This window comes from Paraburkholderia aromaticivorans, assembly GCF_002278075.1.
Lineage (GTDB): Bacteria > Pseudomonadota > Gammaproteobacteria > Burkholderiales > Burkholderiaceae > Paraburkholderia > Paraburkholderia aromaticivorans.
Map to the genome: position 1 here is coordinate 102,799 of NZ_CP022990.1, position 26,623 is coordinate 129,421.

Annotated in this window: 25 protein-coding genes, 2 tRNA genes and 1 rRNA gene; 21 read left to right on the plus strand and 7 right to left on the minus strand. The window is 63.9% G+C overall.

Translation table 11 applies throughout. The features are described from left to right. Window positions 1-15 precede the first annotated feature (15 nt). On the plus strand, window positions 16-492 hold the full coding sequence (locus CJU94_RS20235) for an OsmC family protein (protein ID WP_095420517.1): 477 nt from the start codon (window positions 16-18) through the stop codon (window positions 490-492). A 22-nt stretch (window positions 493-514) separates the two neighbouring features. Here CJU94_RS20235 and CJU94_RS20240 read toward each other — a convergent pair whose 3' ends face one another. After that, window positions 515-748, minus strand: coding sequence for a hypothetical protein (locus CJU94_RS20240; protein ID WP_095420518.1), 234 nt, complete (start codon window positions 746-748; stop codon window positions 515-517). A gap of 65 nt (window positions 749-813) precedes the next feature. Next, window positions 814-1,281 carry an Lrp/AsnC family transcriptional regulator gene (locus CJU94_RS20245; RefSeq protein WP_095420519.1) on the minus strand — a complete coding sequence of 156 codons (468 nt, stop codon included), beginning with the start codon at window positions 1,279-1,281 and terminating at the stop codon, window positions 814-816. A 155-nt stretch (window positions 1,282-1,436) separates the two neighbouring features. On the opposite strand from CJU94_RS20245, the gene CJU94_RS20250 reads away from it, so the two are divergent. Next, window positions 1,437-2,078 (plus strand): LysE family translocator, encoded by a 642-nt coding sequence (locus tag CJU94_RS20250; protein WP_095420520.1) that lies wholly within the window; start codon window positions 1,437-1,439, stop codon window positions 2,076-2,078. A 59-nt stretch (window positions 2,079-2,137) separates the two neighbouring features. Here CJU94_RS20250 and CJU94_RS20255 read toward each other — a convergent pair whose 3' ends face one another. Next, window positions 2,138-2,311 carry a DUF1289 domain-containing protein gene (locus CJU94_RS20255; protein ID WP_095420521.1) on the minus strand — a complete coding sequence of 58 codons (174 nt, stop codon included), beginning with the start codon at window positions 2,309-2,311 and terminating at the stop codon, window positions 2,138-2,140. A 135-nt stretch (window positions 2,312-2,446) separates the two neighbouring features. Here CJU94_RS20255 and CJU94_RS20260 point away from each other — a divergent pair, with 135 nt between their 5' ends. After that, window positions 2,447-2,767 (plus strand): YnfA family protein, encoded by a 321-nt coding sequence (locus tag CJU94_RS20260; RefSeq protein ID WP_095420522.1) that lies wholly within the window; start codon window positions 2,447-2,449, stop codon window positions 2,765-2,767. Window positions 2,768-2,872: 105 nt separating this feature from the next. Here the strand turns inward: CJU94_RS20260 and CJU94_RS20265 are convergent, their stop codons facing one another. Then, window positions 2,873-3,382: a DUF1993 domain-containing protein gene (locus tag CJU94_RS20265; RefSeq protein WP_095420523.1), complete on the minus strand. Its 510-nt coding sequence runs from the start codon at window positions 3,380-3,382 to the stop codon at window positions 2,873-2,875. Between the two features lie 304 nt (window positions 3,383-3,686). On the opposite strand from CJU94_RS20265, the gene CJU94_RS20275 reads away from it, so the two are divergent. From CJU94_RS20275 to CJU94_RS20295, 5 genes are all read left to right on the plus strand, one after another. Next, window positions 3,687-5,246: a S53 family peptidase gene (locus CJU94_RS20275; protein ID WP_095420525.1), complete on the plus strand. Its 1,560-nt coding sequence runs from the start codon at window positions 3,687-3,689 to the stop codon at window positions 5,244-5,246. Window positions 5,247-5,318: 72 nt separating this feature from the next. Then, window positions 5,319-6,971 carry a S10 family peptidase gene (locus tag CJU94_RS20280; RefSeq protein ID WP_095420526.1) on the plus strand — a complete coding sequence of 551 codons (1,653 nt, stop codon included), beginning with the start codon at window positions 5,319-5,321 and terminating at the stop codon, window positions 6,969-6,971. A gap of 264 nt (window positions 6,972-7,235) precedes the next feature. Further along, window positions 7,236-7,889, plus strand: coding sequence for a hypothetical protein (locus CJU94_RS20285; protein WP_095420527.1), 654 nt, complete (start codon window positions 7,236-7,238; stop codon window positions 7,887-7,889). A 91-nt stretch (window positions 7,890-7,980) separates the two neighbouring features. Continuing rightward, on the plus strand, window positions 7,981-8,331 hold the full coding sequence (locus tag CJU94_RS20290; RefSeq protein ID WP_095420528.1) for a hypothetical protein: 351 nt from the start codon (window positions 7,981-7,983) through the stop codon (window positions 8,329-8,331). Window positions 8,332-8,760: 429 nt separating this feature from the next. After that, entirely contained in the window at window positions 8,761-9,027 is a 267-nt protein-coding gene (locus CJU94_RS20295) for a hypothetical protein (protein ID WP_095420529.1), read from the plus strand. A gap of 134 nt (window positions 9,028-9,161) precedes the next feature. Here CJU94_RS20295 and nadE read toward each other — a convergent pair whose 3' ends face one another. Beyond that, complete coding sequence (gene nadE, locus CJU94_RS20300) at window positions 9,162-10,022, minus strand: ammonia-dependent NAD(+) synthetase (RefSeq protein WP_095420530.1); 861 nt, start codon at window positions 10,020-10,022, stop codon at window positions 9,162-9,164. Window positions 10,023-10,520: 498 nt separating this feature from the next. Here nadE and CJU94_RS20305 point away from each other — a divergent pair, with 498 nt between their 5' ends. After that, the gene (locus CJU94_RS20305) at window positions 10,521-11,441 is read left to right on the plus strand and encodes a L,D-transpeptidase (RefSeq protein ID WP_244221105.1); all 921 of its coding nucleotides are present in this window, start codon (window positions 10,521-10,523) and stop codon (window positions 11,439-11,441) included. A gap of 97 nt (window positions 11,442-11,538) precedes the next feature. Here the strand turns inward: CJU94_RS20305 and CJU94_RS20310 are convergent, their stop codons facing one another. Then, a complete protein-coding gene (locus tag CJU94_RS20310) occupies window positions 11,539-12,414 on the minus strand; it encodes a DMT family transporter (protein ID WP_095420532.1) in 876 nt (291 codons plus the stop codon). Between the two features lie 141 nt (window positions 12,415-12,555). Continuing rightward, complete coding sequence (locus CJU94_RS20315) at window positions 12,556-14,115, minus strand: ABC1 kinase family protein (protein WP_095420533.1); 1,560 nt, start codon at window positions 14,113-14,115, stop codon at window positions 12,556-12,558. Window positions 14,116-14,300: 185 nt separating this feature from the next. Between CJU94_RS20315 and CJU94_RS20320 the strand changes: the two genes are divergently transcribed. The 12 genes from CJU94_RS20320 (at window position 14,301) to CJU94_RS20380 (ending at window position 26,426) form a co-directional block, all read left to right on the plus strand. Further along, entirely contained in the window at window positions 14,301-15,056 is a 756-nt protein-coding gene (locus CJU94_RS20320) for a DeoR/GlpR family DNA-binding transcription regulator (protein WP_095420534.1), read from the plus strand. Window positions 15,057-15,725: 669 nt separating this feature from the next. Beyond that, window positions 15,726-16,817 carry a 2-aminoethylphosphonate ABC transporter substrate-binding protein gene (gene phnS, locus CJU94_RS20330; RefSeq protein ID WP_095420535.1) on the plus strand — a complete coding sequence of 364 codons (1,092 nt, stop codon included), beginning with the start codon at window positions 15,726-15,728 and terminating at the stop codon, window positions 16,815-16,817. 125 nt (window positions 16,818-16,942) lie between these two features. Then, window positions 16,943-18,043 carry a 2-aminoethylphosphonate ABC transport system ATP-binding subunit PhnT gene (gene phnT / locus CJU94_RS20335; RefSeq protein ID WP_095422712.1) on the plus strand — a complete coding sequence of 367 codons (1,101 nt, stop codon included), beginning with the start codon at window positions 16,943-16,945 and terminating at the stop codon, window positions 18,041-18,043. Next, a complete protein-coding gene (locus tag CJU94_RS20340; protein WP_095420536.1) occupies window positions 18,021-18,965 on the plus strand; it encodes a 2-aminoethylphosphonate ABC transporter permease subunit in 945 nt (314 codons plus the stop codon). The genes phnT and CJU94_RS20340 overlap by 23 nt, the downstream gene beginning before the upstream one ends. Continuing rightward, entirely contained in the window at window positions 18,955-19,818 is an 864-nt protein-coding gene (phnV, locus tag CJU94_RS20345) for a 2-aminoethylphosphonate ABC transport system, membrane component PhnV (protein ID WP_095420537.1), read from the plus strand. The genes CJU94_RS20340 and phnV overlap by 11 nt, the downstream gene beginning before the upstream one ends. 76 nt (window positions 19,819-19,894) lie before the next feature. Then, window positions 19,895-20,629, plus strand: coding sequence for a phosphonate utilization associated transcriptional regulator (locus CJU94_RS20350; RefSeq protein ID WP_095420538.1), 735 nt, complete (start codon window positions 19,895-19,897; stop codon window positions 20,627-20,629). Window positions 20,630-20,685: 56 nt separating this feature from the next. After that, window positions 20,686-22,011: a phosphonoacetate hydrolase gene (gene phnA, locus CJU94_RS20355; protein ID WP_095420539.1), complete on the plus strand. Its 1,326-nt coding sequence runs from the start codon at window positions 20,686-20,688 to the stop codon at window positions 22,009-22,011. After that, window positions 22,008-23,459, plus strand: a complete 1,452-nt coding sequence (gene phnY, locus CJU94_RS20360; RefSeq protein ID WP_095420540.1) for a phosphonoacetaldehyde dehydrogenase — start codon at window positions 22,008-22,010, stop codon at window positions 23,457-23,459. Before phnA ends, phnY begins: the two co-directional genes overlap by 4 nt. Window positions 23,460-23,463: 4 nt before the next feature. Then, window positions 23,464-24,024 carry a phosphonate degradation HD-domain oxygenase gene (locus CJU94_RS20365; RefSeq protein WP_095420541.1) on the plus strand — a complete coding sequence of 187 codons (561 nt, stop codon included), beginning with the start codon at window positions 23,464-23,466 and terminating at the stop codon, window positions 24,022-24,024. Between the two features lie 575 nt (window positions 24,025-24,599). Further along, a 16S ribosomal RNA gene (locus tag CJU94_RS20370) occupies window positions 24,600-26,130 on the plus strand. 78 nt (window positions 26,131-26,208) lie between these two features. Then, window positions 26,209-26,285: transfer RNA gene (locus CJU94_RS20375), tRNA-Ile, on the plus strand. Between the two features lie 65 nt (window positions 26,286-26,350). Then, window positions 26,351-26,426 (plus strand) — tRNA-Ala (locus tag CJU94_RS20380). Window positions 26,427-26,623 lie beyond the last annotated feature (197 nt).

The window sequence follows — 26,623 nt, forward strand, 5'->3', positions numbered from 1 at the left end:
CACAAGGAGGTTGGCATGGCGTACGGCGAGCACACATACAAGGTATCGGTGCAATGGACCGGCAATCGCGGCAGCGGCACTTCGGGATACCGCGATTACGGACGCGATCATGTGATCGCCGCGGGCAACAAACCCGAGCTTCCCGGGTCGTCGGACCCGGCTTTTCTCGGCAACGCCAAACGCTGGAATCCGGAAGATCTGCTGGTTGGTTCGGCCAGCGCCTGTCATCAACTCTGGTATCTGCATCTGTGCTCGGATGCCGGCATTGTTGTGACCGCTTATCGCGACGACGCCGAAGGCACCATGCTCGACGATCCGAAGCAGGGTCGCTTTTCACGTATCGTGCTGCGCCCGCGGGTCGTGATTCGGGCGGGCGGCGACGTCGAACTCGCCGCGCATCTGCATCACGTCGCGCACGAGAAGTGCTATATCGCGAACTCGGTCAACTTTCCGATTCTCTGCGAACCGGTCATTGAAGTGGAAGGGCCGTAAGCGAGCCGCGCCCGGCTGCGCTTTAACGATTGCCGTCGAGCAGGTCGCCGAGCAATTCGTCGAACGCGGCTTGCGCGTCTTCGAGTTCCTGCAGCGCGGCGTCGAAGGTTTGCAGCGCGAATTGCGAAGGCTTGCCGCCGCCAGCCGGCGGGAATTGCGACTGCAGCGACGCGAACGCCGACTGCACCCGCTGCGTCGCGGTCAATACACGCGCCATCGCGGCGGTTTCTTCGGCTCGCGCCTGTTCGTGATCCATGAAAACTCCCGTTTAATCCAGTCGGCTCGCGCCGTTTCAAAGGCGTGACTATGCCACGTTCGCGTTCAGGACAGCGGCAAGCCGCCGTCGGCCTTTATCTCTCGCAACGATAGCGCCGATTCCACCGATGTCACGCCAGGCAGGCTGCGCATCTCGTCGCGCATGAACGTGCCGTAGTCGTCGAGGTCGCGCGCCACTACCTGCAGGATGTAATCGGCGCTGCCCGACACGTTGTGACACGCCAGAATCCGCGGGATGGCCTGCACCTCGCGCTCGAAGCGCGTCGCGACCGCCCGGTCGTGCACGGCAAAGCGCACATAGACGAAAGCCACCACGCCGAAGCCGAGCGCGGAGCGCGACAGCATGGCGCGGTACTGGTCGATATAGCCGTCGTTTTCGAGGCGCTTGAGACGCCGCGCGCACGGCGTTTCGCTCAGGCCGACCGTTTCGGCCAGCCGCGCATTCGACATGCGGCCATCTTTCTGCAGCGCGGCGAGGATCGCGCGGTCGGTCTTGTCGAGGTCGGTTGTCATGGCTCGGTGATGCTGATCGAGGATTGGGGGAAAGCGTGAGCTTAAAGCACAATGTTAGCGTATTCCGCCAAATACGAAGTCACCCGGCCGGTAATTCGCCAACAAACCCTCCGCCGGCAATAGCAAGATAGAGCCGTGAAAAACAGGAGGTTTTGATGATTTCCGTACACCTGCTGGCCGTCTATATCGCAGCGCTTTTCGTCGTCTATGCCGTGCCCGGCCCGGACATGGCGCTGGTGCTGCAAACCAGTATCGGCCGCGGCACGCGCAGCGGTTTCGCCGCCGCCGGCGGGCTGGGGCTCGCGCGCGCCACGCACGTCACGCTCTCGGCGTGCGGCGTGGCCGCGCTGATGCGCAGCGCGCCCTGGCTATACGACGTGGTGCGCTATGGCGGCGCGGTTTATCTCGCGTGGGTGGGCATCCAGATTTTTCGCTCGCCGGTGTTCGCGCTGCCCGATGGCGACAGCGCGGGCGTTTGCGCACGCGGCGAGTCGCGCCCGTTGCGGACCGCGTTCGTCAAAGGTCTGCTGACTAACTTGCTGAACCCGAAAGCGCTGTTGTTCTGTTCGGTGCTGCTGCCGCAGTTCGTGCGCCCGGAGGCGGGGCCGGTGGCCGTGCAGATGGTCGAGCTCGGGCTGGTACTGCTCGCCGTCGGCGCGTGTTTCGACGTGATGTATGCGATCGGCGCCGCCCGGATCGCCAACTGGATGCGGGCCCATCCGCTCGCGCAAACGCTGCAGCGCTGGACCTTTTCGGCCGCGTTGATCGGCTTTGCGTTGCGGCTTTCCCTGGACTGACGCGGCGGCATGACGAGGATCGCCGCGCGTCGCGCGGCTCCACGGGTTGGCGGCGCGGCTTACTTGCTTAGCTTATGCTCGCGCCGCGAGCGGTCCTCGATGATTTTCCTGCGTTGCTTGTCTTTCATTTTCTTCCAGCTTTTGCATTCGTCGCGGGTGCGCAGACAGCCGATGCAGAAACCGGTTTTGCTGTCGAACTTGCAGATGTCGATGCAGGGTGACGCGATGCTCATGGCGAAGGGCAATTAAAAGAAGGATCTGAAAACTCTCGCACGCGCCGTGCCCACGCGCAAAGTGATTGTGTTAATAAAGCCGATAGAGCGCCGCCCACTGTCAGTGGCATCACAATCCCTTGCTCGCCTCTATCGATGAAGACTTTTCTGCTTTATGCCGTGACCGCCGTTGCTGAAATTCTCGGCTGCTATTTGCCGTGGCGGTGGCTGAAAGAGGGCGGTTCGATCTGGCTGCTCGTGCCGGGTGCGCTCAGCCTCGCGTTGTTCGCGTGGCTCCTGACCCTGCACGGGACCGCCGCGGGCCGCGTCTACGCGGCTTACGGCGGTGTGTACGTGGCCGTGGCGATTGCCTGGCTGTGGTGCGTCGACAAGGTGCGGCCCACGCTGTGGGACGCGGCAGGCGTCGCCTTCACGCTGGCCGGCATGGCGATCATCGCGTTCCAGCCGCGCGTTTGAGCAGGCGGGAGGCGAGGCTCGTGCGCCATTGCCTCGTCCCCAAACGTCTTTCATCGACGTTCAAGCCGCGTTCGCACAGGCCGCGAGGTCATGCGGCCGCGCGCTTTACTTGATGCCTCCGAGATAGTCGAGCTTGCCGAGTTCGACGCCATTGTGACGCAGAATGTCGTAGGCCGTGGTGACGTGAAAATAGAAGTTCGGCAGCACGAAACCGAGCAGATACGACAGGCCCGTAAACTCGATCGGGCCCGTGCGCATTTTCAGCGTGATCTCGCGTTCTTCCGAGCCGTCGATCTGTGCCGGCTTGAACTCCTTCAGATAATCGATCGTCTTTTGAAGGCGGCCATGCAGTTCTTCAAAGGTCTGTTCGACGTCGTCGTACTTCGGCGCTTCGACGCCGGCCAGACGCGCGGCGCAGCCCTTCGCGGTGTCGCTCGCGATATAGACCTGGCGCACCAGCGGCAGCATGTCCGGGGCGAGCCGGGCGGTCGTGAACACCGAAGGCTCGATCTGCTTCTCGGCGGCGTGCGCTTCGGCCTTGCCCAGAATGACCTGCAGGTTTGTCAGGCCGCGGATCAACACGGGCAGTGATGCTTGATACATCGAAATTGACATGGGGCTTCCTCTGATTCTTTGATCGTGCGCGCGGACGGCGCGCGAGGCAACGTAACGGCTGGATTGCCGCTGCAGCATCATAGCGCGAGCGGCCGGGTGTGCGCATCGATGCAGCGCGGCGTTAGCCATTCGGACAACTGCCGCGCGCGCCGGAACTGTGTTGCAATGGATTGGTCGGACGGTTTGACGAAGTCCCTGAATCAGTAACTTGCCGCCGGCTTCAGGCAATGAGGTTGTGCAGGCGCGTGGCGTGCTGGGCCCACTGCGTGGAATGCGCCGTCACGCTAACTGGAGAGTCGACACCATGGTCAACAAGCATCCGCTGCCAGGCAGTGAACGAACAGTGGAACAGGGTTCGAAAGTCGTGGGGCAATGCGATCCGGCGGAGCGGATCGAGGTGTTCGTCATGTTGCGCCGTCAGCAACAGGCGCAATTCGACGCGCTGATGAGCAAGATCGAAGCCGGCGACCCGAATGTCAAGCCGCTCTCGCGTGAGGCGCTCGCAAAAGACTACGGCGCCGCGCCGGAGGACATCGCCAAGGTCAAGGCTTTCGCAACCCAGCACGGTTTGACGGTGGTGCGCGAAGATCCGGCCGCGCGCTCGGTCGTGCTGGGCGGCACGATTGCCCAGTTTCAGACCGCGTTCGCCGTCCACCTGGAACATTACGAGCATCATACGGCCGGCCAGTTCCGCGGCCGCACCGGCACGATCAGCGTGCCCGACGACCTGCGCGACGTGGTGCAAGCCGTGATGGGCCTCGACAATCGCCCGCAGGCGCGGCCGCACTTTCGCATCCGGCCGCCATTCCAGCCGGCCCGTGGCCCGCAGGTTTCCTTTACGCCGCCGCAGCTCGCCTCGCTCTATCATTTTCCGCAGGGCGACGGCGGTGGCCAGTGCGTCGGCATCATCGAGCTGGGCGGCGGCTATAACACCGCCGATCTGAAGTCTTATTTCGCGAGCCTCGGTGTTGCATCGCCCACGGTGAAGTCGGTCGGCGTCGATCAGGGCAGCAATCAGCCGAGCGGCGATCCGAACGGGCCGGACGGCGAGGTCACGCTCGATATCGAGATCGTCGGCGCCATCGTGCCCGGCGCGAAGATTGCGGTGTATTTCACGCAGAACAGCGACGCCGGCTTCATCGACGCGGTCAGTCGCGCGGTGCACGACGCGACCAACAAACCGTCGGTGATTTCGATCAGCTGGGGCGGCCCGGAGGCGAACTGGACCAGCCAGTCGCTGCAGGCTTTCAACAGCGTGCTGCAGACAGCGGCGGCGCTTGGCGTCACAGTGTGCGCGGCGTCGGGCGACAGCGGTTCGAGCGACGGCGCGGGCGGTGGCGACCAGGTCGACTTCCCTGCGTCGAGTCCGTATGTGTTGGCCTGCGGTGGGACGAACCTCACCGCGTCGGGCACGTCGATCTCGCACGAGGTGGTGTGGAACGACGGCGCCCAGGGGGGCGCGAGCGGCGGCGGCGTGAGCCAGGCCTTTACCGCGCCGGTGTGGCAGAACGGCTTGTCCGCCACGTCGTCGAGCGGCGGCAAGAAGGCGCTTGGCGGGCGCGGCGTGCCGGACGTGGCCGGCGACGCTTCTCCTTTGACCGGCTACAGCGTATTGATCGACGGCACGCAGACCGTGGTGGGCGGCACCAGCGCGGTCGCGCCGCTGTGGGCGGCGCTGATCGCGCGAATCAATGCGGCCAAGGGGCAGCCGGCCGGTTTCATCAATCCCAGGCTGTACAAGACGCCGGGCGTGTGCAACGACATTACGCAAGGCAACAACGGCAGCTTCGTGGCGTCGGCGGGCTGGGATGCCTGCACGGGCCTCGGCAGTCCCAATGGCCAGAAGGTGGCCGCCGCACTATAGTCAGCAACACACGCCTCGCAGCAGATCCGCTCGGGGCCATGTGCAGGACGTGAACGAACCCATGGAGCGATCATGACGAACACCGAGTCTGCTTCCGTTAGTCCGCAGTCGTCGAGCAACTCCCCTTCGGCTGCACCGGCGGCGGCCAGCACGCCGCACAAAGCCGGAGATCATCCGTTCTTCGATCCGGTCGCATACGGCAACGGGCCGGACGATTCCGTCACCGACATCACCGAGACGGCCGCGATCACGCATCATTCCATCACCATCGGCGGCAGCAAGATCAACTACACGGCGACCGCGGGACACCTCGTGATCGTCGACCCGAGCAGTTCACAGCCGGAAGCCAGGATGTTCTACGTGGCGTTCACGCAGGACAACCAGAAGGAAGAAGCCCGTCCGGTGACCTTCTTCTACAACGGCGGGCCAGGGTCGTCGTCGGTGTTCGTGCTGCTGGGCTCGTTCGCGCCGCGCCGCATCAAGACCTCGATGCCGAGCTTCACGCCGCCCGCGCCGTATTCGATGGAAGACAACCCGGACAGCCTGCTCGACAAGAGCGACCTCGTCTTCATCAACCCGGTCGGCACCGGTTACTCGGCGGCCATCGCACCGAAGAAGAACCGCGACTTCTGGGGTGTCGACCAGGATGCCGACTCGATCAAGCAGTTCATCAAGCGCTTTCTGACGAAAAACAACCGCTGGAATTCGCCGAAGTACCTGTTCGGCGAATCGTACGGCACGGCGAGAAGTTGCGTGCTGGCGTACCGGTTGCACGAAGACGGCGTCGATCTGAACGGCATTACGCTGCAATCGTCGATTCTCGACTACACGCAATCCGGCAACCCGGTCGGAGTGCTGCCCACGGCGGCCGCGGACGCCTGGTATCACAAGAAGCTCGGCATCGCGCCGCGGCCGACCGATCTCGGCACGTTCGCCGAGGAAGTAGCGCAATTCGCGCGCACCGACTACCTGGCCGCGCTGCGTAAATTTCCAGCCACCGATTCGGCAACGGTCGAAAAGCTCAGCGAATACACCGGCATCGATAAGACCACCTTGATCGCCTGGAGTCTGGATATCGCGTCGTACGACAGCCGGGGCAATTCGCTCTTCCTCACTACGCTGCTCAAGTCCAAGGGGCTCGCGCTCGGCGAGTACGACGGCCGGGTGACGGCGATCGGCACGGGCATTGCCGGCAAGATCGATCCGAATTCCGGCGGCAACGACCCGACCATGACGGCGGTTACCGGCGTCTACACGACGATGTGGAACGTGTATCTGAACGAGCAGTTGAAGTACACGTCGAATTCGTCGTTCACCGACCTGAACGATCAGGCTTTCCAGTACTGGGACTTCAGTCACATCGATCCGACCGGCGCGCAGAAGGGGGTGGACGCGAAGGGCAACATCATCCTCTACACCGCCGGCGACCTCGCCGCCGTGATGGCGCTCAATCCCGATCTGAAGGTGCTGTCGGCCAATGGCTTCTTCGACTACGTGACGCCGTTTTATCAGACCGTGCTCGATCTGCAGCAAATGCCGCTGCTCAGCCAGCAGGTCCGGCAGAACCTGTCGGCGCGCTTTTATCCGTCGGGGCATATGGTCTATCTCGACGGTGGATCGCGCACCGCGCTGAAGGCCGACCTCGCGAAGATGTACGAGGCGACGGTGGCCGATACGCAGGCGGTGAGCCGTATTCGCGCTCTGCAGGCGCGGGTGCAGAAGTAGCGGCGCATTGACGCGGGGCGTCTCAGACGCGTCGCGCGCGCAATGCCGGGTGTCGCGCGCGGCGAGTAGAGCGGGCCTTGTGAGGTAGGGCATGGGCAGCGCGCGCGAGTAGCGCCGCCGCGGCTTCCGGCGGACTGTGAAATCCGCCACATGCGGCTTGTGCGCGCAGCGCGCCTAGACAGGCTTTTTTACTTAAGCATATTGGATGTGTTTTAATTAGTCTGCGAATTGAACTATTGCGTGCCGCTCCCGGTGCGCCGACGAATGAACGCAGGCATCGCACACAGGCGTCGCACTCACCACTTCGGCGACCCCAGCGGCAGTACGTACGAAACGGCTATGCCGGCGCTTGCGCGCCAACGGCGCGCTGCACGCCCTCGGCGCGGCGCGCGCATGGCGCTCGCAGTGGGCCTCGCGGCGCTCTTCACGCTGTGCATGGGGGAAGCCCGCGCACAGGGCGCCGGCATGCTGGACGAACGCGTTACCCAGCGATCGGTGGGCGAGACGATTTGCCGACCCGGTTACGCCGACGCGGTCGCTCCGCCGTTCGACGAACTGATGGCGCACAAAGACCGCTTGCTCGCCGCGCGCGGCATCGATGCGGACAATGGCGCCGCGTTTGCGCTCGACCGGCGCGTGCCCATCGTGCTCGGCGGCTCGCCGGACGCGCCTTCCAATCTCGATCTCCTGCCGTGGGCGGGGCAACAGGGCGAGCGCCGCAAGGCCCGTGCGGCGGTCATGCTCAAGCACTGCGTCTGCGAAGGCAAATTGAGCCTCGCCGAAGCGCAGGCCGCGATTCTCGGCAACTGGTCGGCGGTTTATTCGGGCTTCAGCCAGACGTCTTGCGACGTGAGCCGGCTCGATGTCGCCGCCGGCGGTGAAACGGGCCGCGGCGCCGGACACGATAACCCGCCGTGAAGGCGGTCCCTTCGCCTGCGTCACCATTTCGTTCATGCGCACGGCTTGCAGTTCGCAGGCCTGCCCCCATCTTTCTTTCTGGAGAATCATCATGATCCGTTCGCGTCTTGCCGTCATGGCGCTTTCTTTTAGCTGCCTGTTCGGCAGCGCCGCCGCCTCCGCTGCGGAGCCGGTGCGCTGCGGGCGGGCCGACACGCTGCAGATTCGCGGCGATGTGCCCGCGGCGATCAGCTTCGACGTGTACCGTCAGTTGCGGCCGTTGAGCGCGCAACGTATTGCGCTGTTCCAGTCGGCGGGCGAGGTGAAGCGCCTGCCTGACGGTCTCGCGGTATGCGAAGTTGCCGACGACGGCGTCGACGATCCGTCCGCGGTGCTGGTTCAGTTGCCGCAGGGCAAGAACGCGTGGTGGGTGAGCGCGGCCAATGTGCAAGCGGCGGACTGATCGCGACGATCAGCCCGCCTTTTGCGCACGTCCCCCGCAGGATGCCGTGGCGATGCGTGGGTAGCGGCCGGGTTTAGCGCCCACGGCCCACGTTTGACGCGTTTGCCGGGTCTGTACCGGGAAATGAAGCGCTGTTTTGCTGTTTTTGACGCCGCTTATTCAGGTACAGTGCATTAACGGAGGTTTCAGGTCCGTTTTGACGTCGCTGTGTCACATCGCTTTTGCTGTGATTTGTGGCTATCCTGAACACAGGACGAAATTCGCAGGGGAGAATTAAATGCTTGCCTTTTATCTGTCATTGGCCGCTTTGGGTGCCGCTGGCGCCGCGTTACTCCACCAAGTCGCTGCTGCACAGGCGAAACAGCGTGCCGCTTTGCGCCCCGTGCGCGTCCAGGGCACGGAGCGCAACGCGCGCCGAGGGTAGGCCGCATGAACCTGATCGTTCGCAACATCGCGGAGTCGTGCAGCGAGCAGGAAGTGCGGGAATTCCTCAAGCACGAACTCGGGCATTACGCGAAGAACATCGAGGTGGTCGACGCCGGCAAGCCGGGCGCGTACGCCACGGTCGAACTGGACGCCGAAGTGCCGTATGTGGGCGAAGTCATCGCGCGTCAGATACAAGGCAAGCAGTTAGGCGGGCTGGCGCTGGAGGCCAGCGCCGATCTGTTCACCGACGAACCGCCCGCAGCCGGGTGACCTGGCGCGTCCGGACACGCACACGATCGTGCAAGCCTGAGTGTGGCGAGCGAAACAGGCGCGCTTCGGCTCGCGCATGGCCGATACACCCACTTCGCTGCATTCGGCGTAACACCTGCACACCCATCACTTTCTCAATCTTCGCTGGCCTCCCCCGGCCAATCGAACGGCGTGTAGGGCAGCGCCCGCTTGTGACGGGTGGCGTCGTAATAGCGCAAGACGGTGGCGCGCGCCGTATCGCTGACCGGTTTGCCTTCCAGAAAATCGTCGATAGCGTCATACGGGATGCCGTACGCGTCTTCATCGGGCCGTTGCGGACGCAACATTTCGAGGTCGGCCGTCGGCACCTTGTGCGCCAACGCTTCCGGTGCGCCTAGCGCCTTGGCCACCGCGCGCACTCGACGCTTGTTGAGCCCCGCGAGCGGCAGCACATCGGCGCCGCCATCGCCGAACTTCGTAAAAAAGCCCATCACCGACTCGGCTGCGTGATCCGTGCCGATCACCACGCCGGCTCGCGCACCGGCCACCGCGTATTGCGCGATCATGCGCTGGCGCGCCTTGGTGTTGCCGTGCACGAAATCCCGTTGCGATTCGTCTTTGAACCGCACGCCGCTGTGATCCAGCGCAGCGAGCATGGCATCGGCCGCGGGTTTGATATCGATGGCGAGATTCCGGTCCGCGCGAATGAAGCGCAATGCTTGTTGCGCATCGGCTTCGTCTTTCTGTTCGCCGTAAGGCAGACGTATTGCGACGAAGTGCGCGTCGTAATGTTCGGCGCGCAACCGTTCGACCGCGAGTTGCGCGAGCCGGCCGGCGGTCGTCGAATCCACGCCGCCACTAATCCCGAGCACGTATGTTTTCAGGCCGCTGCTGCGCAGATAACCCGCGAGAAAAGCCACCCGGCGCTCGATTTCATATTGGGCGTCGAACTCGGCGCCGATATGCATTTCTTTCGAAATATCGCGCTGCCGTGCGACTGGATCGTATTGCGTCATGATTCTCTTTGCTCCTCGCGTCCGCGTATGGGTCGAACGATCAACGTTGCGCGCGCAACAACCGTCAAGACGAAGCAGCGCGCCGGTATGACGGGCAGCTTTCGGTTCATCCGCTGCGACGCATTTGCTTTCTGGCGGTTTGCCGCCGCTGACCGGCTTCGATTCACCTTCCCGCTGCATTCAATCTGCCGCGTCGAACAGCAAATGTGTCCGACTATTACGGCTATTCATCTGAATCGTCGAATCATTATCGACAGATCGCTATGTGCTTAGTAACATCCTCGTCCGAGAGCGCCACATAAGCTGGCGGGCAGTCAATAATAATCAGGTTTGCTCCATTACGCGATGAACCACTCCGATCGGCCTGGCCAGCCTGTACTGGACCGTCTGACCTTCGCGTCGGTAGCTCGTGCGCGCGATGTGCTGTTTCATTCGTGTCAACTTTCTTCCGCGCGGAGCAATGCGCGGCGCTTGCCTTCTTTCCGCCGTCTGACGCATATGCTGGGCACCGCCTTCTGCGCGCTGTCCTGCGGCGCGGCGATCGCCGCTTCGGCGGCCGCTGCGGGATCGGCGCCGAGAGTGCCGACTCGTCCGCCGGCGCCCGTCAATATGTCCGCTATCGCCGCGCCCGATGCTGCCGGCGTGGTCGATCCGCGTCGCGCGTTCATGCTGCGGGACGTGTTCGCGCAAAGCGTCACACGCAAGCTGAAGGTGCCGCAGGCGGATCAGCAGGCCTATGCGCAGCGGCTGCAAGCCGCGCTGCGCGAGAACACGCTGGGCAATCTATCGGGCGAGTATGTCGTGCTGGTCGATCGCAACGCCAATGTGCAGGCCGTCTTCATCTATTTTCGCGCCACGCCGGCGGACGTCTGGCAGATGATCGGCGCGTCGCCGGTTTCGACGGGGCAGCCGGGCGAGTATGACCACTTCATCACGCCGCTCGGCGTGTTCGAACACACGCCCGCCAACATGGATTTCCGCTCGGAAGGCACGCAAAACGAGAACCATATTCGTGGTTACGGCAAACGTGACATGCGGATCTTCGACCTCGGCTGGGCACAGGGCGAGCGCGGCTGGGGCAAAGGCGGCATGTCGCAGATGCGCTTCCAGATGCACGCCACCGACCCCGACCGGCTCGAATCGCTGCTCGGCATTCGTCATTCGAAGGGCTGCGTGCGGATTCCCGCCTCGCTCAATACGTTTCTCGATCACTACGGCATTCTCGATGCCGAGTACGCGGCGCTCGTCGAGTCGGGCAGATCGCTGTGGGTGCTGAAAAGCGATCGCCACTTGACGCCGTGGGCGGGGCGTTACCTCGTCGTGGTGGATTCGGCGAGCAAGAGCCGCCCGGCATGGGCGCCCGCGCCCGGCGGGCAGACGCGAGCTAAGGTGCCGGCCGGCGCGGATACGGCGGATTGATTCGGGGGGGCGCGCCGCTCAGCGCGACGCCCACGAGCGCGACGGCGAACCCGGCGATCCGCGCCGGCAGCAACGCCTCGCCGAAGCCCGCTTCCGCTCAGCGTGAGCGCGTCAGCACGACACCCACGAGCGCGACGGCGAACCCGGCGATCTGCACCGGCAGCAGTGTCTCGCCGAAGCCCGCATAACCTTCGAACGCGGCAAGCGGCGGGGCGAGAAACATCAGCGCGGTGGCGCGCGCCGCGTCGCCGCGCCGGACCATCCACACGAGCAACGTGACGCTGATGCCGGAGAGCATCACGATGCCCCATGCGAGCGACGCCCACAGCGCCGGCGACGCGATCCAGCGATGCTCGCCGAGCGCCACCACGAGCACGCCCGCGACGAGCGCCGCGCCGAAGTTCTGCACCGCGCTCGCGCTGCGAATGTCGGCCCTCGCAAGCGAAGTCTTCTGAAACAGCGTTCCCGCCGTAATCGCGCCGATCGCGGCGATCGAGATCGACACGACCAGCCATGCCGGCGCGCTGCCGCGCGGTGTCGAGGCCGCGGCCGCCCCCAGCTTCGGTTCAAGCACCAGCACGACGCCGGCGAGGCCGAGCGCCATGCCGGTCCAGCCACGCCGCGACAGCCGCTCGCCGAACAGCGGCGCCGCGACGGCGGCCGTCGCAAGCGGTTGGAGCGCGCCGAGCAAGGCCATCACGCCGGCGCTCAAGCCTTGCGCAACGGCCCAGTAACCGGCGCCGAGATACACCCCTTGCAGCAATGCGCCCGCCACCAGATGTTTGCCGAAGTCGCGGCCGCCCGGCCATGCGGCGCGTGCCGCCAGCGCGGCCAGCGCGAAGACCAGCGCCGTGCCGCCGAAGCGCGCGAGCAGGAAAAGATTGGGATCGGCGTACGGCGTGATCGCGCGGGCGACCACGAACCCGGTCGACCACAACACGACGAAGACGGCGGCGATCAAGGAAGCGAGCATTGGATAGTGTGATGCGAAAAGCCGCCATCTTCTCGGGCCAGACGACGCGTGTCTTGTTCGAAGCTGCAATCGGTGAAACGAGGCAAGGCAGGGTAGCCACGCCCGTCCGCGCAGCGCCGCCTGAACGGCGCAGCGCCGCCATCACCACATCAGCAGCACAGTCCCCGCGCCGAGCACGCCGCCACACACGGCGCACGCCCACAGCAGCGCGCGCGTGCGCCGGTATTCGCGGCCGATCTCCGCGATCAGTTGCGCATTCTGCTGCGGCTTGCGCGCGCGGTCGTGCTCGTGCTGCAGATACCGTACCGCCAGTTGCGGCACGCGCGGCAACATATGCGCGAGGTGCGGCAACTCGCGGGAAATCCGCTTGATCCAGCCACGGTGATCGATGTCGCGCCGCGCGATATCCGCCAGCACGCCGCGTGTGATACGCCACGTGTCGAGCCCGGGATGCAGCGCGCGCGCCAGCATTTCCGCTTGATGAAACGAGCGCTGTGCGGTCGCGAGCCGCGCGGGCACCGCGCCTTCGAACGGCTGCACCGCATGCAGCAGATGATGAAACAGCGAACCCGCCGAGCGGTCTTCCGGCGCGGCCGCGAAATGCGCTTCGGCGCGCGTGCGCAACTCGGCTTCGAGCATCTCGGCGCGCGTGTCGTGCGGCACGTGCCCGGCATCGCGATGCATCTCGGCGAGCCGCGCATAGTCCTGATCGAAGAGCGCAGTCGCGCCGTGCACGAAGAACTCGCGCTCGCCGGTCGAGAGGCTCGACATGATCGAAAATTCCGCCAGCACGAGACGTCCCAGCGTGTCCGGTTCGATGCTCACGCGCACGCGGCGCGCGTCGAGGGTGGCGTGGAAGAAGCCGTGCTCGAACGCCTGCTCGGTCACCACTTCGACGATATGCGCAGCCAACGGCGCGAGCTTGACGTGATGCGCATGCAGGCCGGGCAGGTCGTTCGCCGGCAAGGTGCTGACGCGTCGCATCGTCAGCGTGTACGGGGTGCAGAGGTCCCAGATCACGTCCGGCACGACGATGCGCGCGTCGCCGTCGAAATGATGGCCGGTCTGGCTCAGATTGGCCGCTTCGGCGCGCAGATCGAAGCGGCGCAGGATGTCGTCCGCGAAGCTCTGCGCGAGCGCGCGCAGTTGCAGGCGGCGCGCGGTGCCGGAGAGCTTCTCCAGCCAGCGCGCGACCCAGCGCAGCAGCGCGAGTTCGTCGCCGATCTGCTGCAACTGGTCGGCGCGCACCAGTTTGATCGCCACTTCGTAATGGCCGTTCACCGGCACCAGCAACCGTGCGAGATGCGTCTGTTCGGCGAAGCCGCCGCGCACCGGCACCCCATCCACGGCGCTGAACAGCGTGGCGAGCGGCTTGCCGAACGCGCGCGCGAGCGCCTGTTCCGACTCGTGCGGCGGCAGCGGAGCCTCCATGTGATCGATCGCGTCGATCGCGTCGTGCAAGGTGCCGCTCGCGAGTTCTGGCCGCTCGGCCAGCGTTTGCGCGAAGCGGCCCGCAAGCGGCCCGAGTACCGGCAGCACGCCGTTCAGGCTTTGACCGCCGCGTCCCGCCGCCTGCAAGCGGCCGACCAGCTCGATCATCCAGTGCAGCTTGTGATCTGCCGGCGCGGCAAGCCAGATCAGGCGCGCGCCGTAACGCAGCGCGTGGAACAGCAGCAGGAGACGGCGAAACAGTGGCGGCATCGGCAGTTCGTTTGATGAGCCACGCGGCGTCCACGTCATTCGAGGGATGCGCGCGCGCGGCCAGGGGGTTCAGGTTAGCAGGTCGGCGCGCCGGGAGGAGCATCGCCGCGCGCCGCGTAATACAATACGCCGGCCTTCTCCAACCGTGGCGAAACCCCAGCGTGCCGGCTTCCGGCCTTTCATCGATGCTCGCAGAACAACGTCACCAATACATCCTGGCGCAAGTCGCTAAAACGGGCGCGCTTTCGGTCGCGGAACTGGTGCGCGAACTGAACGTGTCGCGCGAGACCATTCGCCGTGACCTGAACGCGCTGGCCGGGCGCGGCCTGCTGGTCACGACGCACGGCGGCGCGCTGTCGAGCGACCGGCGCGAGCCCGACCTCGATACCCGCGAAGCCGCGAATGCCGGCGCGAAGCGCGCCATCGGCGAACGCGCGGCGGAGTTCGTGCCGGACGGGGCATCGCTGATCATCGACTCGGGCAGCACCACGCAGGCAGTGGCGCGGGCGTTGCTCGACCGGCATCGCCTGTCGGTGTACACGAACGACTGGCGGATCGCGCTGCTGCTCGGCCGCCGCAACGACAACCGCGTCACGCTGCTCGGCGGCGAGCTGTCCGATATCGAAGACGCCACCTTCGGGCTCGACACCGTTCATCAACTGACGCAGTACCACGCGGACTTTGCCTTCATCGGCGCGGGCGGGATTTCGCCGGACGGCTATCTGACCGACTACAGCCGCATGGCCGCCGAGGTGCGCAGCCGCATGATCGCCGCCGCCGACATGGTGGTGGTCGTCGCCGACCATTCGAAGTTCGGCCGCGTGACGCCGGTGCGCATCAACGGGATCGAGTCGGCGCGTTATCTCGTGACCGAATTGGCCCCGGAGCGCGCTCTCGGCAAGGCGATCACGGCGCATGGCCCGGAAATCCTGATCGCCTGAGGGCGTCGCGGCTGTCCTGCCTGCTTCACCGGATGCGGCGCGGCTCGAACGTGGCCGCCGCTTCGACCGCGGAGGTTGCGCTGCCGCGAAACGGCACGCATCCCCGGTCATTTTCGCCATGTACGATCGTCACGGGATCGGCGCATACGCTGTGGGTCGTGCGGTTGAACGCGTGCTCCCACGAACCCGATCGAATCCGATCGCGCGGCATCGCTTCGCGCTCCCGCGACGAAGCGATGCCGCGGTAAGCGGTAAGCGGGCTAGGCAACAGGACCGGGTCATTTCCAGAGGTCACACAAACCTGCGTCATCATCCGAAAACGGGCGTCTCCCGGACCGGATGGCGAAAAGATTGGCTTGGATATTATTGGCGAATTGTGTCATTTTTTGGAATTGAGCAGAATCGTCATGGCGCTGTCATGCAAACCTGTGATCCTTGCCGTGCCCGTTCAGGCATGGCTGGCAGCGCGAGCGTCGTAGGTGGGCTGTAAGTCGGGCTGGAAAAGAGACAACATGGGGCAGCAAAGTTGTTGGCAATCTGCAATCCGCATGAATCCGCACACGGCTTGATGCGGGCAACACGCAAGCGGCGCGGCGCTACCGCCGTTCAATCACAACAGGTATCGGGATATCCCGACCGTCTGGTTTTTTGCCTTTCGGAGAAAACGACATGACAAAGACGAATTCCCTTCACGCCACGACCGGCCTCGTACGCAAACTGTTGCCGGCGCTGGTCGCCGCGGCGGCATTCGGCGCGACGGCCATGCAGGCTCACGCGGCCGACGCCGTGGTGCTGTACACCGCGGACGGCCTCGAGAACCTCTATAAGGACGTGCTGCCGGCCTTCGAAAAGAAGGAAGGCGTGAAGGTCAACATCGTCACGGCGGGTAGCGGCGAAGTGGTGAACCGCGCCACCATCGAAAAGGATCAGCCGAAGGCGGACGTGCTCGTCACGCTGCCGCCGTTCATCCAGCAAGCCGACCAGAGCGGCCTGCTGCAGGCTTATGAGAGCGCCAATTACAAGAACGTGCCGGCGATCGCCAAGGCGTCGAACGGGGCGTGGGCGACCTTCGTGAACAACTACTTCTCGTTCGCGATCAACCCGGAAGTCACCAAGACCGCGCCGAAGACCTTCGCCGACCTGCTGCACCCGGACTTCAGCGGCAAGGTGGCCTACTCGAACCCGGCTACGGCGGGCGACGGCATGGCGGTGATCATCCTGACGACGTCGCTGATGGGCGAAGACAAGGCGTTCGACTATCTGAAGAAGCTCGAAAACAGCGCCAAGTTCCACACCAAGGGCACGGGCTACCTCGACGTGCTGCTCTCGCGTAACGAAATCGCTTTCGCCAACGGCGACCTGCAAATGGACCTGGACGACGCGGCCAATGGCGGCCTGTCGCTCAAGCCGATCTTCCTCGCTGCCGCGCCCGGCGGCCAGCCGACCACGTTCCAGTTGCCGTACGCGATCGGCCTGATCAAGAACGGTCCGAACCAGGCAGAAGGCAAGAAGCTGATCGACTATCTGATGTCGACGCAAGTGCAGGCCAAGGTGCCGGACATCTTCGGTATTCCCGGCCGTAGCGACGTGCCGCTCGCCGGCAAGAACGGCGAAGCCGTGAAGCAGGCCATCGCCGGCGTGAAGCTGATTCCGGTGGACTGGACGCAGGTCATGGCGAAGAAGGCCGACTGGACCGCGCGCTGGAAGAACGAGGTGATCGGTTCGTCGGGCAAGCAGATCGAAGTGGTCAAGCCGAAGTAAGCCGTCGTTCGTGGCGTAATCGACGTCGCCCGGAACTCGACCGGGCGAGGTCGCAGAATCAGGCGGCGCCAGTGGGACTTTCCGAGGCGCCGCATCAGCATCAATCCAGTTGGAGGATGAACCCGGTGAATACGGCCAGTCTTGCTCACCCAGGCGCGCTCGGCGCCTCACCGGACGCGCTCGATGCCGCGCGTTCGAATACGCCGGGCGGCGTGCAGATCGACCATCTGACGGTGCGCTTCGGTTCGCGCACGGTGCTCGACGATCTGACGCTGACCATTCAGCGCGGCGAGTTGCTGACCGTGCTCGGCCGCAGCGGTTGCGGCAAGACCACCTTGTTGCGCTTCATCGCCGGGTTTATCGAGGCAGACGGCTTGTCCGGCACGCTGACCGTGGCCGGTCACGATCTCACCCACGTGCCGCCGCACAAGCGCAATCTCGGGCTGCTGTTCCAGAGCTACGCGCTGTTTCCGCATCTGTCGGTGTTCGAGAACGTCGCCTTTGGTTTGCGCGCGCGCCGCACGCCGGCCAAAGATGTCGCACGGCGCGTCGCCGATGCGCTGAAGCTCGTGCAACTCGGCGACGCCGGTCACGTGATGCCCGCGCAACTCTCGGGCGGCATGCAGCAGCGCGTGGCGCTCGCGCGCGCGCTGGTGATCGAGCCCGACGTTCTGCTGCTCGACGAACCGCTTTCCGCGCTCGACGCCAATCTGCGCGCGTCGGTGCGTTCCGAACTGAAGGCGCTGCATGAGCGCCTGCCGAATCTGACGATCGTCTGCGTGACGCACGATCAGGACGACGCGCTGGTGTTGTCAGACCGCACGCTGCTGATGCGCGACGGCCGTATCGCGCAACTCGGCACGCCGCAACAGCTGTACGACACGCCGGCCGACGGTTTTGTCGCGCGCTATCTGGGTGCCGCCAATCTGCTGCCGCCGCAGGTGGCGTTCAGCATGAGCGACGCGCGCTACAGCGAGCGCGAGCGCGTGGCCTGTCTGCGTCCCGAGGCGCTGCGTATCGTGCCGCTCGGCGAAGGGCATTTGCATGGCGCGATCGCCTCGGTCGAATGGTATGGCGCGGTGTTGTCGGTGTCCGTCGCATTGGACGCGATGCCCAACGAGCCGGTGCTCGTCACCATGCAGCGCGCTCACGGCATGATGCCGGAGAAGGGCGCGCGTGTTTCCTTGCGTTACGAGGCTGACGATGTCGTCCTTATCAACCCCTGATACGCCGAACCCGCTCGGCACGCCCGCCGCCGACGTCCGCCGCAGCGCCAGCGCCGCCTCGCATGCCGCCGCGGTGAAGCGCCGCGAACGCGCCGCGCAATGGCATTTGCTGTTCATCGCCGTGGTGGTGCTCGGGCCGCTCGTCATCTATCCGCTCGTGCGCCTCGTGTTGCTGAGTCTGACCGGGCCGCACGGCTTGAGCCTGCACGCTTATTCGGCGTTCTTCGGCAATCCCGAAACGAGCGGCGTGATCGGCACCACGCTGTGGATTCTGTTCGCGAGCGCCGGGCTCGCGTCGCTGCTCGGCGTTGCGCTCGCGTCGCTCCTGTTTTTCAAGCCGTTCCCCGGCGCGCGAATGATCACGCGCTTTCTTGAGCTGTTCGTCGCGTTCCCGTCGTTTCTGGTCGCGTTCACGCTGATCTTTCTATACGGCTCGCAAGGCTCCGTCAGTATCGGCTTGCAGCGGCTCTTTCATCTGCAGGCGCCGCCGCTCGATTTCCTGTTCGGCGTGGGCGGCGTGATTCTCGCGGAAGTCGTGTTCTACGCGCCGTTCGTCGTGCGTCCCACGCTGGCTTCGTTCGCCACGCTCGACATACGGTTGATCGAAGCGGCCCGCAGTCTCGGCGCGAGCGGCTGGATGGTCGCGTTCAAGGTGATCCTGCCGCTCGCGTGGCCGGGTATCGCCGCGGGCACCATCTTGTGCTTTCTGCTGACGCTCAACGAGTTCGGCATTCTGCTCGTGCTCGGCAGCGCGCATCTGATCACGCTGCCGGTGGCGATCTACAGTTCCGCCACCGTCGATCTGGATCTGCCGACCGCCGCCGCCGGCGCGGTCGTGATGCTGATCATGTCGTTGTCGCTGTACGCGTTGTACCGCCAGGTCAACCGTCGCAAGGTGAAGGGAGCGGGCTATGGCCGTTGAACTCGACCCGACCGTTTTGCCGGTCATGCATAAGAAAGCGCGGCCGGTGCGCCGCAGCCTGGCGGTGCGCATGCTGGGCGGCCTGTTTCTCGGTTTTGCCGCGTTGCTGTGCTTCTGGCTGTTCGTGCTGCCGGTGCTGGTGGTTGCGCTTTCGAGCGTGGCCGCGCACTGGTCCGGCACGATCCTGCCCGACGGCTTCAGCCTGCGCTGGTTCGAGCGTCTCGGTTCGAGCGACTTCGACGCGCTCACCACCAGCCTCGAAATCGGCATGGGCGTCGCGGTGCTCGGCACGATTCTCGGTCTGTGGCTCGCACTGGCGCTGGAAGGGCGCGACCGCCGCGGCCTCGGCGCCTTCGTCGACACGGTCGCGATGATGCCCAACGGCGTGCCGAGCGTGGTGCTCGGCCTCGCGGTGCTGATCGCGTATCACAAGCGGCCGTTCGATCTGTCGAGTTCCGCCGCGATCGTCGTGTTCGTGCAGCTCGCGCTGGTGCTGCCGTTCTGCTACCGGTGCGCGGCCGCCGCGTTGCGCCCGGAACTGACGATTCTGCGTGAAGCGGCGGCGAGTCTCGGTGCGCCGCCTTCGATGGTGTTGCGCCGGGTCGTGCTGCCGCAACTGGTGCCGGCGATCCGCGCGAGTCTCGCGCTGGGGTTCGCGCTCTCGCTCGGCGAACTCGGCGCCACGCTGACCGTGTATCCGCCGGGATTCGCGACGGTGCCGATCGTGGTCGTCGGTCAGGTGGAGCGCGGCTATTACCTGCCGGCCTCCGCGCTGTCGCTGATTCTGCTGCTGGTTTCGCTGGCTGCGCTGTTGCTGATCGCGGCGCGTGTGCCACGCCGTCGGGCGGACTGACGGGCAACTTCTGACGCGTGCGCGGGCGTGCCGTCACGGCGCGCCTGCACACATCGATGTGGCAAAAAATGTCAAAATGACCGAATATATGCAAGCTGCTTCTGTCGATCCGATCGAGGTTGTGCGCAGGCATTCGCTGACCACACTGGTTCGCGACGAAATCGAACGGCACATCATCGAGGGGGCGCTCGCGCCCGGCGACAAGCTCAACGAAGCCGATTGGGCCACGCGTCTGCAGGTGTCGCGCGGTCCGGTGCGCGAGGCGTTCCGCGCGCTGGAGCAGGCCGGCCTCGTGCGTACCGAGAAGAACCGCGGCGTGTTCGTGCGGACGGTGTCGCTGGCGGAAGCCGACGAGATTTACGCGGTGCGCGCGGTGCTCGAAGAGGCGGCGTGCCGGATGCTGGCGGCGAGTATCGATGCCCGCAAGCTGGCGCTGTTGCGCGACTGGCTCGACGCCATGCGCGCGGCGCTCGACGCGCGGGATCCCGATGCCTACGCGCGCGCCAACGTGGCGTTTCACGACGCGCTGGTGGCGGCGTCGGGCAACCTGAAGCTGTATGAGACGTACCGAAGGCTGGTGTGTGAGTTGAGCCTGTTCCGGCGTGCCGCTCTGGTGGTGCATGCCGATGCGATGGAGCGTTCGCTGGCCGAGCATCGCGCGATCCTGACGGCGCTGGCTTCGCGCGACGCCGGGCAAGCCGCCGCGCTGATGCAGGCGCACGTGAATGGCGGCTTGCGGCGCGCCCATGCGGCGTGCGAACCGGAAGGACCGTTGGGTGTGGCGCGGATACCGCCGGCATCGAACGAATGAGGTAGTGGCAACCGACTGATTACTACGCGCGTGCGCGGCACGCATGGAAGGCAACAATGGCAAATACGAGCACCAGCACGAGCACCGGCACGAGCGGACGCACGATCGAAGTCAACGGCCGCAGCTACCGGCTACCGTCGCAACCGACGGTGGTGGTGTGCGTCGACGGCTGCGAATTCGATTATCTCGAAGCCGCGGTCGCGGCGGGCGTCGCGCCGTTCATCGGCAAGATGCTCAAGGGCGGCGGTGCGTTCAAGGCCGACTGCGTGATCCCGTCGTTCACCAACCCGAACAATCTCTCGATCGTGTGCGGCGTGCCGCCTTCGGTGCACGGCATTTGCGGCAATTACTTCTGGGATCCGGACGCGAACGGCGGCGAGGGCGCGGAAGTAATGATGAACGACCCGGCTTATTTGCGCGCCGGCACCTTGCTCGCCGCTGCCGCCGACGCGGGCGCCGCGGTGGCCGTGGTCACCGCGAAAGACAAACTGCGCCGGCTGCTCGGCTGGCAGCTGAAGGGCATCTGCTTTTCGGCGGAAAAAGCCGACACGGTGACGCTCGAAGAAAACGGCATCGGCGAAGTACTCGATCTGGTCGGCTTGCCGGTGCCCGACGTGTATAGCGCGGGGCTGTCCGAGTTCGTGTTCGCCGCCGGCGTGCGGCTCGCGCAAACCCGCAAGCTCGATCTGATGTACCTGTCGACCACCGATTACATCCAGCACAAATTCGCGCCCGGCACCGAGGGCGCGAACGCGTTCTACGCAATGATGGACGGCTACCTCGCGAAGCTCGACGCGCTCGGCTGGGTGATCGGCCTGACCGCCGACCATGGGATGAACGCGAAGCACGATCCGCAGAGCGGCGAGCCGAATGTGATCTATTTGCAGGACGTGCTGGACGAGTGGCTCGGCGCCGGCCGCGCGCGTGTCATCCTGCCGATCACGGATCCGTACGTGGTGCATCACGGTGCGCTCGGCTCGTTCGCGACGGTCTATCTGCCGCGCGATGTCGGCGTCGCTCAGGTGATCGAACGGATAGGCGGCTTGCAAGGGATCGATACCGTGCTCGACAACCCGGCGGCGTGTGAGCGTTTCGAACTGCCCAACGACCGCGTCGGCGATATCGTCGTGGTCAGCACGAAGCATGTCGTGCTCGGTACGCGGCGCGATGAGCACGACCTGTCCGGGCTGACCGTGCCGTTGCGCTCGCACGGCGGTATCTCGGAGCAGGAAGTGCCGCTGCTGTTCAACCGGCGTGTCGAAGGGTTGCCGTCCAGTGGTGAAGGTGCGGGCGGCACGGGCGGCACGGGCGGCACGGGCGGCAATAGGCTGCGTAACTTCGATATCTTCGACATCGCCTTGAATCGCGTGTCGGCATCATGAACGCCACGCTGCGGGACCATCCGGCGTTCCGGGCCGAAGCGCTGCGCCTCAAAGGCGAGCGCACGACGCGCTCGCGCACGCTCGACGTATTCGATCCTTATACGGGTGCGCGCGTGGGTACGGTCCCGTTGGCGAGCGTCGACGACGTGCGCGCTGCGTTCGAGTACGCGGCCGCCTATCAGGCGCAGCTCACGCGTTACGAGCGCTCGCAGATTCTCGAACGCGCGGCGGCGCTCATGCGCGAGCGGACCGAAGAGGCGTCGGATCTGATTTCGCTCGAGTCCGGACTGTCGAAGCAGGACTCGCGTTACGAGATCGGCCGCGTGGCCGATGTGCTGAAGTTTGCTTCGATCGAAGCGTTGCGCGACGACGGGCAGAGCTTCTCCTGCGATCTGACGCCGCACGGCAAGAAGCGGCGCGTGTTTTCGCAGCGCGAGCCGCTGGCTGGCGTGATCGTGGCGATCACGCCCTTCAACCATCCGATGAACCAGGTTGCGCACAAGATCGCGCCGGCCATCGCGACCAATAATCGGGTGGTGCTCAAGCCGTCGGAGAAGGTGCCGCTGTCGGCGCTCTATCTAGCCGACGTTCTGTACGAAGCCGGCTTGCCCGCGCCGATGCTGCAGGTGCTGACCGGCGATCCACGCGAAATCGCCGATGAACTGATCACGCACCCGTTGGCGGAGCTCGTCACGTTCACGGGTGGCGTGGCGATCGGCAAATACATCGCGGCCAAGGCGGCATACCGGCGCGTGGTGCTGGAGCTGGGCGGCAACGATCCGCTGATCGTGCTCGAAGACGCCGATCTCGAACGCGCGGCAACGCTTGCCGTGCAAGGTTCCTATAAGAACTCCGGGCAGCGCTGCACGGCGGTCAAGCGGATGCTGGTGCAAAAGAGCGTGGCCGCGGATTTCACCGATCTGGTCGTCGAGAAGACGCGCGCCTGGACTTTCGGCGATCCGTTCGATGCGTCGAATCAGATGGGCACCGTGATCGACGTCGCCGCGGCGCAGCTTTTCGAAACGCGCGTGAACGAGGCGGTGGCGAGCGGCGCGCGTCTGCTGACCGGCAACCGGCGCGACGGCGCGTTGTATGCGCCGACGGTGCTGGACGGCGTCGATCCTTCCATGACAGTTGTGCGCGAGGAAACCTTCGGGCCCGTGTCGCCGATCATCACCTTCGACACGCTCGACGACGCCATCCGCATCAGCAACGGCACGGCGTTCGGGTTGTCGTCAGGCGTGTGCACGAACCGGCAGGATGCGATCACGCGTTTCATCAACGAATTGCGCGTGGGGACGGTCAATGTGTGGGAGGTGCCCGGTTACCGGATCGAGTTGACGCCGTTCGGCGGCATCAAGGACTCCGGGCTTGGCTATAAGGAAGGCGTGCAGGAAGCCATGAAGAGCTTCACCAATCTGAAGACCTTTTCATTACCGTGGGAGTGATAGCGTGGCGTTGAGTGTGAAGGACGTTCGTTCCCTGTTCGAGCAATACGGCAATCTCGCTTATAGCGGCGAGCCCGTGACGCAGCTCGAACATGCGTTGCAGAGCGGCTTGCTGGCGGAACAGGCGGGCGCTGACGAGGAACTGGTCGCGGCGGCGTTTCTGCACGACCTCGGCCACCTGCTCAATCTGCAGGGCGAGACGCCGACGGAGAGGGGCATCGACGATCTACATCAGTATTTTGCGCTGCCGTTCCTTCGGCCGGTGTTGTCGGACGCGGTGTTGGAGCCGATACGCCTGCATGTGGACGCCAAGCGCTGCCTGTGCGCCATCGACGACACGTATTTCGGCCAGCTTTCCGCCGATTCGGTGCGCAGCCTGGAATTGCAGGGTGGCATTTTCAGCAAGGAGGAGGCGCAGGCGTTTCTGCAGAAACCCTATGCGCAAGACGCATTGCGCTTGCGCAGATGGGACGATCTCGCCAAGGAAGAGAACCGCGCGACGCCCGATCTCGATCACTACCTGGGCGTCGTGGAGCGAGCGATGCTTAGGCACGCGGCTGTTTGAGTCTGTCGGGGAGTTTCTGTTTGAGGCTGCTTCAGTTCTTTGCGCGCTTCCCGGCCATTTGATTATTTCGTCGACTTCGCGCCGTTTCTGGCGCAATCCATGCATATCAAAATAACGCTTGCAAGGCGGTGTGCGGCTCGCTAGAATCTCGCTCTTTCGTGCTTCGGTCAACGGGGCGCGGGAGGCGGGAGAGCCAGCAGTGGCAAGGCTTTCAGCGGAGTGGGCGGGTTGAGAAAGTTAGAAAAACCTGTTGACGACGTAGCGAAAGTTCTTCATAATCTCGTTTCTCTGCTGCTGATGCAGCGACGCAGAACGAAGCGGTGCCGGGTAGCTGGAAGTGCGGTACTGGTTCGGTAGTGAATGCGGACTCGATCTTTAAAAATTAACAGCCGATAAGTGTGGGCGCTTGATGCGCGATGCGGGCTGGATTCTCCGGAATCTGGCGCAAAGCAAAAGTATCAAGTCTCACACAGTAATGAAAGGAAGGTTTGACTGTCGCAAGATGGTTGGATCATTCGTCAGTACGTTGAGTGAGCGACCGGGTTCGAAAGAGCCCGAAAAACAGTAACAGGTTTGAACTGAAGAGTTTGATCCTGGCTCAGATTGAACGCTGGCGGCATGCCTTACACATGCAAGTCGAACGGCAGCACGGGGGCAACCCTGGTGGCGAGTGGCGAACGGGTGAGTAATACATCGGAACGTGTCCTGTAGTGGGGGATAGCCCGGCGAAAGCCGGATTAATACCGCATACGATCTTTGGATGAAAGCGGGGGATCTTCGGACCTCGCGCTGCAGGGGCGGCCGATGGCAGATTAGCTAGTTGGTGGGGTAAAGGCCTACCAAGGCGACGATCTGTAGCTGGTCTGAGAGGACGACCAGCCACACTGGGACTGAGACACGGCCCAGACTCCTACGGGAGGCAGCAGTGGGGAATTTTGGACAATGGGCGAAAGCCTGATCCAGCAATGCCGCGTGTGTGAAGAAGGCCTTCGGGTTGTAAAGCACTTTTGTCCGGAAAGAAAACCTCTTGGTTAATACCTGAGGGGGATGACGGTACCGGAAGAATAAGCACCGGCTAACTACGTGCCAGCAGCCGCGGTAATACGTAGGGTGCAAGCGTTAATCGGAATTACTGGGCGTAAAGCGTGCGCAGGCGGTTCGCTAAGACAGATGTGAAATCCCCGGGCTTAACCTGGGAACTGCATTTGTGACTGGCGGGCTAGAGTATGGCAGAGGGGGGTAGAATTCCACGTGTAGCAGTGAAATGCGTAGAGATGTGGAGGAATACCGATGGCGAAGGCAGCCCCCTGGGCCAATACTGACGCTCATGCACGAAAGCGTGGGGAGCAAACAGGATTAGATACCCTGGTAGTCCACGCCCTAAACGATGTCAACTAGTTGTCGGGTCTTCATTGACTTGGTAACGTAGCTAACGCGTGAAGTTGACCGCCTGGGGAGTACGGTCGCAAGATTAAAACTCAAAGGAATTGACGGGGACCCGCACAAGCGGTGGATGATGTGGATTAATTCGATGCAACGCGAAAAACCTTACCTACCCTTGACATGTATGGAATCCTGCTGAGAGGTGGGAGTGCCCGAAAGGGAGCCATAACACAGGTGCTGCATGGCTGTCGTCAGCTCGTGTCGTGAGATGTTGGGTTAAGTCCCGCAACGAGCGCAACCCTTGTCCCTAGTTGCTACGCAAGAGCACTCTAGGGAGACTGCCGGTGACAAACCGGAGGAAGGTGGGGATGACGTCAAGTCCTCATGGCCCTTATGGGTAGGGCTTCACACGTCATACAATGGTCGGAACAGAGGGTCGCCAACCCGCGAGGGGGAGCCAATCCCAGAAAACCGATCGTAGTCCGGATCGCACTCTGCAACTCGAGTGCGTGAAGCTGGAATCGCTAGTAATCGCGGATCAGCATGCCGCGGTGAATACGTTCCCGGGTCTTGTACACACCGCCCGTCACACCATGGGAGTGGGTTTTACCAGAAGTGGCTAGTCTAACCGCAAGGAGGACGGTCACCACGGTAGGATTCATGACTGGGGTGAAGTCGTAACAAGGTAGCCGTATCGGAAGGTGCGGCTGGATCACCTCCTTTCTCGAGCTAACGCGTCAGGTGTTGAGCGCTCACGCTTATCGGCTGTGAAATTGAAGACAGATACGCAGACAGACTCAGGGGTCTGTAGCTCAGTCGGTTAGAGCACCGTCTTGATAAGGCGGGGGTCGATGGTTCGAATCCATCCAGACCCACCACTGATTCTGCGGTGGCTGACCGGTGAAACCCCTGGGATGAAAGCAGATCTGATCTGTGCATGACTGGGGGATTAGCTCAGCTGGGAGAGCACCTGCTTTGCAAGCAGGGGGTCGTCGGTTCGATCCCGTCATCCTCCACCAATCCTCAATGCCAAGGGTTCAGTTGAACTGAATGTTTGGCATTGGCGATTGAGCCAGTCAGAGTGATACGCGGTTATAGCAACTGCGATATCGGCTGTCGTTCTTTAACAATCAGGAAGAAGTAGTAAAGAGATTCACGAAAGTGTACTTAGAGATGGGTGCGCAAGTAGGTGAATCAGGGTTGTGATTGTATCAAT

What these genes read in the sequence shown, in the direction of transcription:
- CJU94_RS20235 (WP_095420517.1), top strand. Translation starts at nt 16, where the DNA reads ATGGCGTACGGCGAGCACACATACAAGGTATCGGTGCAATGGACCGGC.
- CJU94_RS20240 (WP_095420518.1), bottom strand. Translation starts at nt 748, where the DNA reads ATGGATCACGAACAGGCGCGAGCCGAAGAAACCGCCGCGATGGCGCGT.
- CJU94_RS20245 (WP_095420519.1), bottom strand. Translation starts at nt 1,281, where the DNA reads ATGACAACCGACCTCGACAAGACCGACCGCGCGATCCTCGCCGCGCTG.
- CJU94_RS20250 (WP_095420520.1), top strand. Translation starts at nt 1,437, where the DNA reads ATGATTTCCGTACACCTGCTGGCCGTCTATATCGCAGCGCTTTTCGTC.
- CJU94_RS20255 (WP_095420521.1), bottom strand. Translation starts at nt 2,311, where the DNA reads ATGAGCATCGCGTCACCCTGCATCGACATCTGCAAGTTCGACAGCAAA.
- CJU94_RS20260 (WP_095420522.1), top strand. Translation starts at nt 2,447, where the DNA reads ATGAAGACTTTTCTGCTTTATGCCGTGACCGCCGTTGCTGAAATTCTC.
- CJU94_RS20265 (WP_095420523.1), bottom strand. Translation starts at nt 3,382, where the DNA reads ATGTCAATTTCGATGTATCAAGCATCACTGCCCGTGTTGATCCGCGGC.
- CJU94_RS20275 (WP_095420525.1), top strand. Translation starts at nt 3,687, where the DNA reads ATGGTCAACAAGCATCCGCTGCCAGGCAGTGAACGAACAGTGGAACAG.
- CJU94_RS20280 (WP_095420526.1), top strand. Translation starts at nt 5,319, where the DNA reads ATGACGAACACCGAGTCTGCTTCCGTTAGTCCGCAGTCGTCGAGCAAC.
- CJU94_RS20285 (WP_095420527.1), top strand. Translation starts at nt 7,236, where the DNA reads ATGAACGCAGGCATCGCACACAGGCGTCGCACTCACCACTTCGGCGAC.
- CJU94_RS20290 (WP_095420528.1), top strand. Translation starts at nt 7,981, where the DNA reads ATGATCCGTTCGCGTCTTGCCGTCATGGCGCTTTCTTTTAGCTGCCTG.
- CJU94_RS20295 (WP_095420529.1), top strand. Translation starts at nt 8,761, where the DNA reads ATGAACCTGATCGTTCGCAACATCGCGGAGTCGTGCAGCGAGCAGGAA.
- nadE (WP_095420530.1), bottom strand. Translation starts at nt 10,022, where the DNA reads ATGACGCAATACGATCCAGTCGCACGGCAGCGCGATATTTCGAAAGAA.
- CJU94_RS20305 (WP_244221105.1), top strand. Translation starts at nt 10,521, where the DNA reads ATGCTGGGCACCGCCTTCTGCGCGCTGTCCTGCGGCGCGGCGATCGCC.
- CJU94_RS20310 (WP_095420532.1), bottom strand. Translation starts at nt 12,414, where the DNA reads ATGCTCGCTTCCTTGATCGCCGCCGTCTTCGTCGTGTTGTGGTCGACC.
- CJU94_RS20315 (WP_095420533.1), bottom strand. Translation starts at nt 14,115, where the DNA reads ATGCCGCCACTGTTTCGCCGTCTCCTGCTGCTGTTCCACGCGCTGCGT.
- CJU94_RS20320 (WP_095420534.1), top strand. Translation starts at nt 14,301, where the DNA reads ATGCTCGCAGAACAACGTCACCAATACATCCTGGCGCAAGTCGCTAAA.
- phnS (WP_095420535.1), top strand. Translation starts at nt 15,726, where the DNA reads ATGACAAAGACGAATTCCCTTCACGCCACGACCGGCCTCGTACGCAAA.
- CJU94_RS20340 (WP_095420536.1), top strand. Translation starts at nt 18,021, where the DNA reads ATGTCGTCCTTATCAACCCCTGATACGCCGAACCCGCTCGGCACGCCC.
- phnV (WP_095420537.1), top strand. Translation starts at nt 18,955, where the DNA reads ATGGCCGTTGAACTCGACCCGACCGTTTTGCCGGTCATGCATAAGAAA.
- CJU94_RS20350 (WP_095420538.1), top strand. Translation starts at nt 19,895, where the DNA reads ATGACCGAATATATGCAAGCTGCTTCTGTCGATCCGATCGAGGTTGTG.
- phnA (WP_095420539.1), top strand. Translation starts at nt 20,686, where the DNA reads ATGGCAAATACGAGCACCAGCACGAGCACCGGCACGAGCGGACGCACG.
- phnY (WP_095420540.1), top strand. Translation starts at nt 22,008, where the DNA reads ATGAACGCCACGCTGCGGGACCATCCGGCGTTCCGGGCCGAAGCGCTG.